The following is a 13,167-nucleotide window of genomic DNA, read 5'->3' on the forward strand; positions in this document are numbered from 1 at the left end:
TTTAAATTTGACTCAAAAGTATCAGTAAGAAGGAAGCGATCTGTAAAATATAGACCAACATAGGTTTGCAAAAGACAGAAGGAGGTTTGTTTGTATATCTTTATTTTATCGTTAGGAAATAGATGTTGAGATGTTGGTATCTGAGATTCGTCTATTTGAAGAAAGAAACGAATAGATATTATGTATTTTAGATTCGAATTATGAGTACAAACTTTCCATGGTTAGATCGAATCGTACAGCACAGAGTGTTGTCACATATCCTATTTTGGAGTTCGTTCTTATTTATATTTACGCTATTAGGATCTCTTAATTCAGGGTCTTTTGTAAGTCATCTGATCAATAATTTGGCATTATTACCTTCGCAATTAGCTGTAGCCTATTTTTTGAACTATTACCTTATACCAACATTATTTTTTAAAAAGCGATATGTTTGGTTTGTAATTTTGGCATTAGTTTCTGGATATATATTTGTAGTGTTTGCTAGGATTTGTACCGTACATATAGCTGAGCCATTAACACGAGAAGGTGTATTTGAAACAGAAACGCTTTTAGAGATTTTGGCAGACCCTTTTTACTTACTCTATGTATATTTTCCTGCGGTGTATGTGATCGTATTCTTAATGATTGCTATAAAGAGTATCAAGAAAGGATTTGAAGAAAAGCACCAACTCGAAGTATTACAAAAAGAAAAAGCCAAAACAGAATTACAGTTTTTGAAAGCGCAGATTCATCCGCATTTTTTGTTCAATACACTCAATAGTATTTATGCGTTAACGCTCAGTAAGTCTGATGCTGCTCCGGAGGTAGTTTTAAAACTCTCTGAGATGTTAGACTATATATTGTATCAATGTAACGAGCCCACGATAGCGCTTCATAAAGAGGTGACACTTATTCAAGGGTATATTGATTTAGAACGTATACGATATGGAGATCAGTTGGATTTAGACTTTACGCACGAATTAGGAAGTGCTACGACACAAATTGCGCCTCTTATTTTACTAGGATTTATTGAAAATGCGTTTAAACATGGCGCTAGTAAAAATCCATTGAATCCTAAAATTCATATTCATTTACAAGAAAAGGATTCCCAACTCTATTTACGTGTGTATAATACAAAAGTCACTATGGAGAACGATACCGTTGGTGTTACAAATAGAGGCATAGGAATTACCAATGTAAGCCGTCAATTAGAATTACATTATCCAAATGCGCATACGTTAAAAATAACGGATACGGAAGTGAGTTATGAAGTACAACTGACTATAGATTTAATGAAGAAATAATGAGTATACCTTGTATTATAATAGATGATGAACCTCTTGCTATCCAAGTGATGCAAACTCATGTGGCACAGATACCAGACTTACACCTTGTGGCTACATTTCAAAACCCTATAGAAGCATTTGAGTTACTTAAAAAAGAACATATAGCACTTATCTTTTTAGATATTGAAATGCCATTACTTTCTGGAATTGATTTTGCAAAAGAATTACAAGGCAGTCCTAAGATTATTTTTACAACAGCATATCGTAATTATGCGATTGAGAGTTATGAACTAGATGTTGTAGACTATTTATTAAAACCTATTTCATTTACCCGCTTCTTTAAAGCAATCAATAAATACAAAACGATATCAAACCTCCCTCAAGCACCAGATGTTTCTGTTAAAAAGGAATTTACAAACGATCATCTCTATGTAAATGCAAATAAAAAATACATCAAGGTTTTATTTGAAGATATAGTATATGTAGAGAGTGTCAAAGATTATATCCGTATTCATACCGCAGAAGAACGCGTTGTGACTAAAGATAAACTTAGTGATTTTGAAACCAAGCTTCCTGCCTATTTCCTTAGAATACATCGCTCTTATATTGTAAATACTTCAAAAATCACAGCCTTTACTGCGGTAGATGTAGAGATCGCAACGCAAGAAATTCCTATAGGGGCTAGTTATAAAGAGCAAGTCTTAGGCTTTTTAAAAAATGAGTAGTTATGGTATTCTTTTATACGCTTTCGCGAACCTACCTGCCGGCGGGCAGTAACGTATATAGCTTTAATCAATAAGAGGTATATGAAACTATAAGATTTGCCAATGCATAGATAAATCAAATAGATAAATTTTATAGTGTATTTGTGTATGATAATGGTAATTTTGCGTACTGATACTTTATAAACCTAAAAAGCATATATATAATGGATAATCATCATAAAGGAGGCGATATAAGTCAATGCCCAGTAATGGGAGGTGCTCATAAACAAACGGCTGGAAATGGTACAACCAACAGAGATTGGTGGCCTAATGAATTGAAACTAAATATACTGAGACAAAATGCAGCAAAATCTAACCCTGTAGGAGAAGATTTTGATTATGCTGCTGCCTTTAATAGCATTGACTATGCTGAGTTAAAGAAGGATTTGACAAACTTTATGACTGAGTCACAAGATTGGTGGCCAGCAGATTATGGACATTACGGAGGATTAATTATTCGTATGGCATGGCACAGTGCAGGAACGTATCGTGCTGGTGATGGTAGAGGTGGTGCTAGCTCCGGTACGTTGCGTTTCGCACCTTTAAATAGTTGGCCAGATAACGGAAATCTTGATAAAGCACGTTTATTATTATGGCCTATTAAAAAGAAATATGGGAATAAAATTTCTTGGGCAGATTTAATGATCTTAGCTGGTAATGTTGCTATTGAGTCTATGGGACTTAAAACATTTGGTTTTGGAGCTGGAAGAGAAGATGTATGGGAGCCAGAACAAGATATCTACTGGGGATCTGAAAAAGAATGGTTAGGAAATGATGCTCGTTTTTCTGAAGGAAGAGATACATTGGAAGCACCATTAGGAGCAGTACACATGGGACTTATCTATGTAAATCCTGAAGGACCAGACGGAACTCCAAATCCATTAGGATCTGCTTATGACATGAGAATTACTTTTGGTCGTATGGCAATGAATGACGAGGAGATCGTAGCACTTACTGCTGGAGGACATACCTTTGGTAAAGCACACGGAGCTGCAAATCCAGACGAATATGTTGGAGTAGAGCCACACGGCGCTCCTATTGAGCAAATGAGTACAGGATGGAAAAATACATATGCTACTGGTGTATTAGATGATACAATTACAAGTGGATTAGAAGGTGCATGGACACCAAATCCAGATAAATGGGATCATGACTATTTTAAAGTGCTTTTAGATTTTGAATGGGAATTAACAAAGAGTCCAGCGGGTGCTAACCAATGGACCCCTAAAGCCGATTCTGGAGCACCTACAGCACCTACAGCTGGTGATGCTAGCAAGAGACAAGCACTTATGATGACAGATGCTGATATGGCATTAAAAGTAGATCCAGAATTTTTAAAAATCTCTCAACGCTTTAGAGACAATCCAGAACAATTGGAAGATGCATTTGCACGCGCATGGTTCAAATTGACACACCGTGATATGGGACCAATAGGACGTTATTTAGGTCCAGAAGTGCCAAGTGAAGAGCTAATCTGGCAAGATGGTGTTCCAGCTGGGACTACATTAAGTAATGCTGAGGTAGCTACTCTTAAACAAGCGATTACTGCTTCAGGACTTTCAGTATCTCAATTGGTATCTACAGCTTGGGCATCGGCATCTACATTTAGACATACTGATAAAAGAGGAGGAGCAAATGGAGCACGTATCCGTCTTGAGCCACAAAGAAGCTGGGAAGTAAATAACCCAGAAGAATTAGCAAAAGTACTAGCTGTATATGAAAAAATCCAAGGAGATTTTTCAGGTACTGTTTCTATTGCCGATCTTATTGTATTAGGAGGTAGTGTAGGGATTGAGACTGCTGCTAAAAGTGCAGGTCATGATATTACCGTTCCTTTTACAAGCGGAAGAGGAGATGCTTCACAAGAGCAAACAGAAGTAGAGTCATTCAAATTCTTAGAACCACAAGCAGACGGGTTTAGAAACTTTGCAAAAAGTAACCAAACAGCTGCTGCCGAAGAATTATTAATAGATAGAGCACAGTTATTAGATCTTTCTATTCCAGAAATGACAGCACTTGTAGGTGGACTTCGTGTATTAGGAGCCAACTATAATGGTTCTAAAGTAGGTGTGTTTACCGATAGAGTTGGTCAGTTATCAAACGACTTCTTTGTAAACCTTCTTGATTTTACATACACATGGGATGCACTTTCATCTGATGATACATTGTTCTCAGGAACAGATCGTCGTACAGGAAATATGACCTTTACAGGATCACGCGCAGATCTTATCTTCGGATCAAATACTGAATTAAGAGCAGTATCTGAAGTATATGCTGCTAATGATGGTGAAACTCGTTTTGTAAACGATTTTGTAAACGCCTTTGTAAAAGTGATGAATGCAGATCGTTTTGATATTTAATACTATATAATTCCCCCTATAGTTTTATAGTAAGCACCCTAACTGTTTTTGGTTAGGGTGTTTTTTTTACGTTTTAACGTTGTGGTAGTGAATCTTACTAAATACGCTTTCGCGAAATCGAACTTGTGAGATTCACGACAGGAGGGAGAGCGTAGCGCTAAAGCGTATAAAGAAACATTCATCAGTATGTTTAATGTATGTTTTTAATAAACTTAGGAGTGTTTTGTAACCAAAGCGTTTTTTTTGTTATCTCTAGTTTTTTTCCTTTCTTCTTTTTATAATATACTGTCAATGCAATAATGAATGCTACGGTGAGTAATCGAAATACATTTGAATAGATACCTCCAAATGCATTGTCGCTTACAGAGAACAATTCCCAAGACAGATTCATGAGCATATGCAAGAAAACAGGAATCCAGATGTTAAAATTCCATTCGGTATAAACCCAAGAGAATAGAATACTTCCTAAAAAGGTAACTAAGAAAATTCCTAATAATTCTGCAAATTCAGTACTTTGATATAGGTGTAAAAAACCAAAATAAATGGAACCAAATAGAACAGAAAGAATAAATCCAAGTGTGGTCCTTTTAAATAACAATCCAAATAAGAACCCTCTAAAAAATAATTCTTCAAAAAAACCTGCCGAAACTATTGAAATCAAAAACGTGTTAAGTGATATCTCTGAGTTGAAAGTAAAAACAATACTAAAACCAATATACATAGGAAGTGTACAAACAAGTGCAAATAGGAAACCTTTGGTGATTGACTTGTCAAGTCCTAAGTTTTGAAAAAAATCAGTTTTACGACCTATGAAGAGCACTCCCATAAAAAGCGGGACTCCAGAAATTAAATACGTTACTATGTGACTTACTCCTAATTGATTTGTGATTTCAAATAACCATTTTCTAAGAGTCTTGAAGTACATATCATCAAAAACAAAATAGGTTCCAAATGCTATGATTATAATGAGCAATGCTTTGATTGAATTCTTCATATAAACGTATTTGTTAGTTTGTATATATAAAGACGTTCCTTTCAGGGAAATGGTTGCCTTAGGTACATAATGTAGGTTAAATGGTATTTTTTATACTCTCACAAGAATAAAATATTCTTATAAAATGCATGGTGTGGAATAGTGTTACTGTTTGATGTTCAGTGTTATAATTAGTTAAGATATTTTACCTACTTTATAAGATGTATCTGTCTTCCTTAAGATAGATACAATTATTTACTCTAAATCTGTAACAAGCTAAAATTATAATAGACTAACGTTACAACTTAAAAGAAATTTTTATGATTCTCAGTTTAAAGAATGTTTCAAAAACATATAATAATGGCGTAAAAGCGTTAGATGATGTAACTATTGATATCAAAGCAGGAATGTTTGGTCTTCTTGGACCTAATGGAGCAGGAAAGTCTTCATTGATGCGAACCATCGCAACATTACAAGCACCAGATACGGGGCATATTGATTTTAATGGATTAGATATTCTTACTAATAAAATTGAGTTTAGAAAACAGTTAGGCTATTTGCCGCAAGAGTTTGGAGTCTATCCTAAAATGAGTGCCAGTGATTTACTTCATTATTTTGCTAGTTTAAAAGGAATTACTAATAAAAAGGAACGAAATACAATCGTTGATAAAGCATTAGAAGTTACAAACCTAAGTGATGTTCGTAATAAACATGTGGCAGGTTATTCTGGAGGAATGAAACAACGTTTTGGTATTGCACAGTTATTACTTAATAACCCTAAATTAATTATTGTAGATGAACCTACGGCAGGTCTTGATCCTGCTGAAAGACATAGGTTTTTAAATGTATTGAGAGAGATAGGAACAAACCATATTGTTATTTTCTCTACGCATATTGTAGATGATGTAAAAGAATTATGTACAGATATGGCTATTCTTAATGGTGGAACTATACTTGCACAAAGTACCCCCAAAGAATTAGTAAAAGGGTTAGAAGGGAAAATTTGGAAAACCAGTGCTAATAAAGATGAGATGGATGCATTACAATCAAAACATAATGTGATTTCTTCAAGTTTTAATGATGCCAATGATCTTGATGTAAGAGTATATGGTGACGTATCTCCAGGAGCAGCATTTCAAAGTGTAGAAGCAACACTAGAAGATGTGTACTTCACAACACTTAATCAAAATAATCACGTTGAGACTCTATAATCATTATGTTTAGTACGATCTATTTACACGAAATAAAAACGTGGTTTAAGAAACCAATGTTTTACATATTTGCCGCAATTATGTTTTTACTAGGCGGATTAATTATGGCCGTAGGGTTAGGCGTTTTTAGTAGCGAGAATGTTACAGTTACGAGTAATTCATACCTTAATAGTCCTTTAGCAATTACGGGCATCTTATCACAGTTGGCAATACTTACCTATCTATTAATTCCTTCTATTACAGGAGGAACGATACATAGGGATTTTAAAAATAATATGCATAATGTATTATACTCCTATCCATTGACCAAGTTTAAATATTTACTTGCGAAATTTGCAGCTGGAGTCACCATTAATCTTATTATTATTTTCGCAATCATATTGGGATTGCTATTAGGATCTGTTTTACCTGGAGTTAATGAATCATTGTTAGGGCCTTTCAAACTTTGGAATTATATCCAACCTTTTGCTTTTATTATATTTCCTAATGTACTTTTTTATAGTGCTATTGTATTTGCAATTGTTGTTTTTACACGTAACCTAAACATAGGTTTCATGGCCGTACTTACTATGATCATTATACAACTCATAGCGACAAGTGCGTCTGATACTGCAGATGATAAGTTTTATTATGCATTATTTGACCCTATGGCCAATGTAGCTCTTGCAGATGCTACAGAGTTTTGGACACCCGTAGAGCAAAATGAAAAGTCAATTCCAATGTCAGGGAGTTTACTTTATAATCGTCTTCTTTGGGGAGCAATTTCATTACTAATTTTACTAGGAATTATAGGGCGTTTTAACTTTTCTCAAAATGCCGTTTCTTTTAACTTATTTAAAAAGAAAACGGTAAAAGCAGTTAAAAAGAATTTTAGTAAGGTAGAGCGTGTTGTGATACCTGAAGTAACTACAGATTTTTCTTTTTCAGGAAAAATGAAAACACTTTGGCATCTTATTAAAAATGATACCCGTTATATTTTAACAGGTTGGCCATTTATCATTATTACGTTTTTAGCGATTGTATTGACATTTGTGATGATGAGTTTTTCTCAGTTAATTTTCAATACAGCTATTTTACCTAAAACATGGAGCATGTTGGCGCAACCATCTACGTATATGGTATTGTTCTCTTTCCTGTTAATTCATTTGTATTCAGGGTTTTTGATGGATCGAGCAAGGATGGCTCATTTGAATCAAATTGTAGATGTTACTCCTACTAAAAATTGGGTTTTTCTCGTTTCTAAAGGAGTGTCATTATTTATTATGACTGCATTTTTACAGTTAGTATTAATACTGTGTGGTATTGCTTTTCAAACAGTAAAAGGATTTTACGATTATCAGATTGATTTGTACATATTCCAAGCTTTTTTAATCAATGTATTTAGGTATGTCCCATGGATTCTCTTGGCTTTATTAGTACATACTTTAATTAAAAATAAATGGATAGGTCTTGTCACTTTATTAATTATTGCGATAGCCATACCTTTAGTACAAGGAGCTATAGGTGTTGATCAAGCGATTTATGATTTTAATTCAGGAAATGCACCAAGTCCATCAGATTTTAATGGATATGGTATAGGTTTACCAAGATTTTATGCTTTCAGAGCGTATTGGATTTCGTTTGGAATGATACTCTTAATGATTGCTATTCTATTCTATAGACGAGGTACAGGCATGAGTGTTAAAAATCGTTTTGCTTTCGCGAAAGCTAGATTAAATAGACCCATACTTTTAATAACAGCCGTAAGCCTTATTGTATTTCTAGGAATAGGAAGTTATTCTTGGTACATGAATAATGTAGAAAACGAACGTATTACAGGAAAAGAGCGTGAAGAATTACGTGTAAATGCAGAACGTGAATTAGGAAAATTTGCAGGGATACCTCAACCAAGGCTTATTTCGGTAAATACCTTTATGGATATGTACACAGAAGAGCGTAATTTTAAAGCAGGAGCTACTTTTACATTGGTAAATCAAGATAGTGTAGCCATAGATACATTACATGTGAATTTAACAGATTACCCCACAGAAATCACATTAAATCGAGAAGCAAAAATCGTATATGATAATGAAGACTATGACTATAAGATGTATCAATTTGAAAAACCAATGCTCCCAGGCGATACATTAGTTTTTAAGTTTACAACAGAAAATAAAGCCAATAAATTTTTAGATAATAATTCGCCAATCTCTACAAATGGAACTTTTGTAAATTCGGGTATATTCCCTTCAATAGGATATAATGAAGCCTTTGAGATTAGGAACATACAGGTAAGAGAAAAATATGACTTACCACCTAAAGATAGACTTCCAGATCCAGATACTCCAAATGCTAGAAATCGCAATTATATAGGCGGTTATAGCGATTGGATTGATTTTGAAGCAACAGTAAGTACATCATCTGATCAAATAGCGATTGCTCCCGGGTATCTTATTAAAAAATGGGAAGAAGATGGTCGTACATATTTTCATTATAAGATGGATTCAAAGATGTTAAACTTTTATTCTTTCTTAAGCGGAAAATATGCTGTAATGAAAGAAGAATATAAAGGAATTAATCTTGAAATTTATCATCACCCTGATCATACGTATAATTTAGATCGTATGATGAAAGGGATGAAAGAAGGTCTTGATTATTTTAATGGAAGTTATACACCTTATCAGCATAGACAAGTGCGTATTATAGAGTTTCCAAAACAGAACGGAAGTTTTGCACAAGCATTTGCAAATACAATTCCTTTTAGCGAAGGGGTAGGTTTTGTGGCAGATGTAGATGATGAAGATCAAGATGCTGTAGATTACCCACTGGCGATTACAGCTCATGAACTTGCACATCAATGGTGGGCACATCAAGTAATAGGAGCACAGGCTAAAGGAGCAACACTTCTTTCAGAAAGTATGTCTGAATATAGCTCACTTAAAGTTCTTGAAAAGGTGTATGGTAAAAATCAAATGCGTAGATTTTTAAAGGATGCTATGAATGGATATTTAACAGGAAGAACTAATGAAAGTATAAAAGAACAACCTTTAATGTATAATGAAAATCAACAATACATCCATTATCAAAAAGGATCATTAGTACTTTATGCAATTAGTGATTATATAGGCGAAGAAAAATTTAATGGGGTCGCAAAGAATTTTGCAAAAAAGTATCAATTCAAAGGAGCTCCATATCCAGTAGCTACTGAGTTTGTAGATGATCTTAAAAAAGTGACTCCAGATTCTTTACAGTATCTAATTTCCGATATGTTTGAAACAATTACTATATATGACAATAAAGTAGATGATGCCACATATACGGAATTACCAAATGGGAAATATGCTGTCAATGTAAAAGCATTAGTCAGTAAGTATAGATCCTATGAAAAAGGGAAGAAAGATTATACCTCTATACAAGGAGACAGTTTGACATTTACTCCAGAAGGAAAAGATGATCCTATTGTATCTATGCCTCTTGCAGATTATGTTGAAGTAGGTGTATTTGGAGAGAAGGATAAAGAAACAGGCAACGAAAATGTATTATACCTTAAGAAATTAAAGGTAAATGACATTCATAATAGTTTTGACATTATCGTAGATGAAAAGCCTGTAGAAGTAGGAGTTGACCCGTTTAATAAATTAATTGATCGTCGAGCTAGAGATAATAGAGAAAAGGTCACAGAAAATACCTCCTCAACTGAATAAATAAAATTTAGTAGTATGCTAAAAATCCTCTAATCATAGAATTTGATTAGAGGATTTTTACTATAAAATATCTTCAAAACTTTATTCTTTATCCAGTAGAAGAATAGTTTGTAATAACACATTAGCTCCGTTTGCTATATCTTCAGCAGAAGTATACTCTTTTGGTGAGTGGCTAATTCCATTTTTACTAGGAACAAAAATCATTCCTGTAGGTGCAATTAATGCCATATCCTGAGCATCATGTCCCGCACCACTTTGCATCTGTATGTGTGATAACCCTAAAGCTTTTGTAGCTATTGCAATTTGTTGTTGAATACGTGTATCGGTAAGCGCTGGTTTTCCAGTGGTAGAAAGTGCTGTAAATGTGATTTTGGTATTTGTTTCTTGGGCTATTTCTAGGCCTCGCTTTTCAATAGCAGCATATACTTCTTTAATTTTTTTCGCCGAAAGGTCGCGTATTTCTAAACTCAAGGTTACGTTTCCAGGAATTACATTGGGAGCACCAGGTTCCGCTTTGATACGACCTACCGTACCAACTTGTTTGCCTTCAAAGCTATTCGTTGTTTCATTTACTGCAATGATAAATTTTGCTGCAGTTAAAAGCGCATCTTGACGCGCATTCATAGGGGTTGTTCCTGCATGATTGGCAAACCCTTCTATCGTAACATCCCACCAGTTTAAACCTACAATTCCTTCTACAACTCCAATATCGATTTGCTCTTGATCTAAGATGCCACCTTGTTCAATATGTAGTTCTAAAAAAGCCGCAAGTGATCCTTTTTTACGAATCACTTCTTGTAGTTTTGAAGGATCTCCTCCTAACACCTTGATCCCATCTCCCATAGAGATACCTGTACTATTGACAATCGTCAAGGCATCTGCGGGTAACTCTCCCGCCAAGGCACGGCTTCCCATGACACCGCCTTCTTCATTAGAAAAAATAATCAATTCTAAAGGATGCTGTGTCGTGACATTGTTTTCTTGTAAGGTCTTTACCACTTCAATAGCCGCCATCGACCCTACACAACCATCATAATTTCCACCATCAGGAACGGTATCTGTATGTGAACCAAAAGCTATAGGTTTTTTGGATGGATCTGATCCCGCTTTTCTACCAATAATATTCCCTGCATAATCAATTGTTACTTCAAGTCCCGCATCTTTCATTAGTGCTATCAAATAGGTGCGACTCTCAATATCTGCTTGACTAAACGCTACACGACTGGTCTCTCCATTTTCTTTTTTTCCAAACTCTGCCAGCTCAAAAATAGACTTTTCCAAACGGTCTTGATTGACTTTTGGCGTTTGTGCATACGTAATGGATACAATTAAAAAGAAAGCTAGAAAGGAGAGTGTTGTCTTCATGAGATGGTTTATTTGTATTACTAATATGATAATAGCTGTGTTATGAAGAAAAAGGTACGATAAAAAATAATAGCTATTTTATCTAATTTTCATAGGGTATCCTTTTATACGCTTTAACGCTACGCTCTCCCTTTGGTCGTGAATCTGATAAGTTCGATTTCGCGAAAGCATATAAAGAAGTATATACATTTAATACCTAACATCAATATTAAAACCTACGCCCATACTACTGTGTTTTTTGAATTTTGCTTGGCTTGATTTGTTGAAAAGCGACTATTTCTAGCTAGAAGATAAATACTCGTTTTTTTACAGATTTAAATATCTACGTATAAAATAAATAGGCATATTAAAAATAGGCTATTATGTAACTTTAAAATATGTCAATACTGCAATTAAAATCATACAAGCATAAAAGGCCAATGATGTATTTACGTATATATTCCAGTATATCTTTTTAAAAGGGATATAAGTGTGATGTATCTGTAATTTCTTTTTATAATTAATAAAAGCAGGTACTAATGAACATAAAGGAATACCTATAATGGTTGTGATTAACAAGGTAACTATTTCTATATAAGTAGCATTAATTCCTATTTTTTCAGTGAGAAAATAATAGACTATAAAATTTAAAGCAATTAAAATAAGTAGAATTAGTACTTTTTTCATTTTGTGTGATGCTGTTTTGATAGTAACTATTATCTAATTTATGTAAAATCTAAGTGTTTTAAGTTATATAACTGGTTTTTATATACCTTCTATTTGTAGAATTTCTGAACCTGTTTCTAATTCTTTATGAAGTGGACACATCGCTATTATTTTTCCATGATAAAAGCTTTCAAGTTCAAAGGTGATATTTTTATTTTCTATGACACAAACAATAGCATTACTCTTCACAATATCCCCTAACTGAACATGCCATTTTTTTAAAACCAATCCTTTTTGGCCTCCAAAATCAGGTAACAAAATGGTTTGTATTTCTCCTTTCTTTAAAGGAGTGCTTTCTGAAACAAGATTATTAGAAGGGCTTTTTAAATCATTTTTGATGGCATTTTGTTTCTCTTGAGAACCAAATAGTTTTTGTAGGAGTGATTTTATCATGGTAATTGATTATAATATTATTTTTTAATACTCTTCATTCAATAATTTTTGAAATCGCCAATATGCCACTTTTCGGATGCGCATCATTCTGTCTGCTATTTCGGGATTATATGAACATCTGGCTTCATCAAACCCAATCCAGTTAGGATAATATCTTTTAGCCATTTCAAAAATACGTTTATCAAATTTTTTAGAACGCATCACTCCGACATCGTTTTCAGGCCCCACAACTAATGTCATGCGATGATGAATGACGTATTTAAAAGCATCTGATAGATGGTGATTCCTTATATCCCATAAACCTTCATCTTCCCAAATAAATGCTCCAGACATACCTTCATGTTCCATTTTTGGATGAATGATTTTAGATTTTGTGGGTAATGAATTTTTGTTCTTTAAGAACGTTATCCATATCCATATTTTTAAAATCAAATTCATAGTCATTTAG

The 13,167-nt window shown here is 34.0% G+C and carries 10 protein-coding genes; 5 read left to right on the plus strand and 5 right to left on the minus strand.

What is annotated here, in order from left to right; genetic code table 11:
- Positions 1-200: 200 nt before the first annotated feature.
- The 3 genes from Q1A60_RS08645 (at position 201) to katG (ending at position 4,389) form a co-directional block, all read left to right on the plus strand.
- On the plus strand, positions 201-1,283 hold the full coding sequence (locus Q1A60_RS08645) for a sensor histidine kinase (RefSeq protein WP_299766183.1): 1,083 nt from the start codon (positions 201-203) through the stop codon (positions 1,281-1,283).
- Positions 1,283-1,990 carry a LytTR family DNA-binding domain-containing protein gene (locus Q1A60_RS08650; RefSeq protein ID WP_299766181.1) on the plus strand — a complete coding sequence of 236 codons (708 nt, stop codon included), beginning with the start codon at positions 1,283-1,285 and terminating at the stop codon, positions 1,988-1,990. The genes Q1A60_RS08645 and Q1A60_RS08650 overlap by 1 nt, the downstream gene beginning before the upstream one ends.
- A 203-nt stretch (positions 1,991-2,193) precedes the next feature.
- Complete coding sequence (gene katG / locus Q1A60_RS08655) at positions 2,194-4,389, plus strand: catalase/peroxidase HPI (RefSeq protein WP_299766179.1); 2,196 nt, start codon at positions 2,194-2,196, stop codon at positions 4,387-4,389.
- 190 nt (positions 4,390-4,579) lie between these two features.
- Here katG and Q1A60_RS08660 read toward each other — a convergent pair whose 3' ends face one another.
- Positions 4,580-5,383, minus strand: a complete 804-nt coding sequence (locus tag Q1A60_RS08660; RefSeq protein WP_299766177.1) for a CPBP family intramembrane glutamic endopeptidase — start codon at positions 5,381-5,383, stop codon at positions 4,580-4,582.
- Positions 5,384-5,682: 299 nt separating this feature from the next.
- On the opposite strand from Q1A60_RS08660, the gene Q1A60_RS08665 reads away from it, so the two are divergent.
- Positions 5,683-6,573 (plus strand): ABC transporter ATP-binding protein, encoded by an 891-nt coding sequence (locus Q1A60_RS08665; protein WP_299766175.1) that lies wholly within the window; start codon positions 5,683-5,685, stop codon positions 6,571-6,573.
- Between the two features lie 56 nt (positions 6,574-6,629).
- On the plus strand, positions 6,630-10,256 hold the full coding sequence (locus Q1A60_RS08670) for a M1 family aminopeptidase (RefSeq protein ID WP_299766173.1): 3,627 nt from the start codon (positions 6,630-6,632) through the stop codon (positions 10,254-10,256).
- A gap of 81 nt (positions 10,257-10,337) precedes the next feature.
- Here Q1A60_RS08670 and Q1A60_RS08675 read toward each other — a convergent pair whose 3' ends face one another.
- From Q1A60_RS08675 to Q1A60_RS08690, 4 genes are all read right to left on the minus strand, one after another.
- Positions 10,338-11,621: a Zn-dependent hydrolase gene (locus Q1A60_RS08675; RefSeq protein WP_299766171.1), complete on the minus strand. Its 1,284-nt coding sequence runs from the start codon at positions 11,619-11,621 to the stop codon at positions 10,338-10,340.
- A 360-nt stretch (positions 11,622-11,981) separates the two neighbouring features.
- The gene (locus Q1A60_RS08680) at positions 11,982-12,287 is read right to left on the minus strand and encodes a hypothetical protein (protein WP_299766169.1); all 306 of its coding nucleotides are present in this window, start codon (positions 12,285-12,287) and stop codon (positions 11,982-11,984) included.
- 78 nt (positions 12,288-12,365) lie between these two features.
- Positions 12,366-12,719 carry a hypothetical protein gene (locus tag Q1A60_RS08685; RefSeq protein WP_299766167.1) on the minus strand — a complete coding sequence of 118 codons (354 nt, stop codon included), beginning with the start codon at positions 12,717-12,719 and terminating at the stop codon, positions 12,366-12,368.
- 24 nt (positions 12,720-12,743) lie between these two features.
- Positions 12,744-13,163, minus strand: coding sequence for a hypothetical protein (locus tag Q1A60_RS08690; protein ID WP_299766165.1), 420 nt, complete (start codon positions 13,161-13,163; stop codon positions 12,744-12,746).
- Between the last annotated feature and the right edge of the window lie 4 nt (positions 13,164-13,167).

The organism is uncultured Dokdonia sp. (assembly GCF_947492535.1).
GTDB lineage: Bacteria > Bacteroidota > Bacteroidia > Flavobacteriales > Flavobacteriaceae > Dokdonia.

What these genes read in the sequence shown, in the direction of transcription:
- Q1A60_RS08660 (WP_299766177.1), bottom strand. Translation starts at nt 5,383, where the DNA reads ATGAAGAATTCAATCAAAGCATTGCTCATTATAATCATAGCATTTGGA.
- Q1A60_RS08645 (WP_299766183.1), top strand. Translation starts at nt 201, where the DNA reads ATGAGTACAAACTTTCCATGGTTAGATCGAATCGTACAGCACAGAGTG.
- Q1A60_RS08670 (WP_299766173.1), top strand. Translation starts at nt 6,630, where the DNA reads ATGTTTTACATATTTGCCGCAATTATGTTTTTACTAGGCGGATTAATT.
- Q1A60_RS08685 (WP_299766167.1), bottom strand. Translation starts at nt 12,719, where the DNA reads ATGATAAAATCACTCCTACAAAAACTATTTGGTTCTCAAGAGAAACAA.
- Q1A60_RS08675 (WP_299766171.1), bottom strand. Translation starts at nt 11,621, where the DNA reads ATGAAGACAACACTCTCCTTTCTAGCTTTCTTTTTAATTGTATCCATT.
- katG (WP_299766179.1), top strand. Translation starts at nt 2,194, where the DNA reads ATGGATAATCATCATAAAGGAGGCGATATAAGTCAATGCCCAGTAATG.
- Q1A60_RS08690 (WP_299766165.1), bottom strand. Translation starts at nt 13,163, where the DNA reads ATGACTATGAATTTGATTTTAAAAATATGGATATGGATAACGTTCTTA.
- Q1A60_RS08650 (WP_299766181.1), top strand. Translation starts at nt 1,283, where the DNA reads ATGAGTATACCTTGTATTATAATAGATGATGAACCTCTTGCTATCCAA.
- Q1A60_RS08680 (WP_299766169.1), bottom strand. Translation starts at nt 12,287, where the DNA reads ATGAAAAAAGTACTAATTCTACTTATTTTAATTGCTTTAAATTTTATA.
- Q1A60_RS08665 (WP_299766175.1), top strand. Translation starts at nt 5,683, where the DNA reads ATGATTCTCAGTTTAAAGAATGTTTCAAAAACATATAATAATGGCGTA.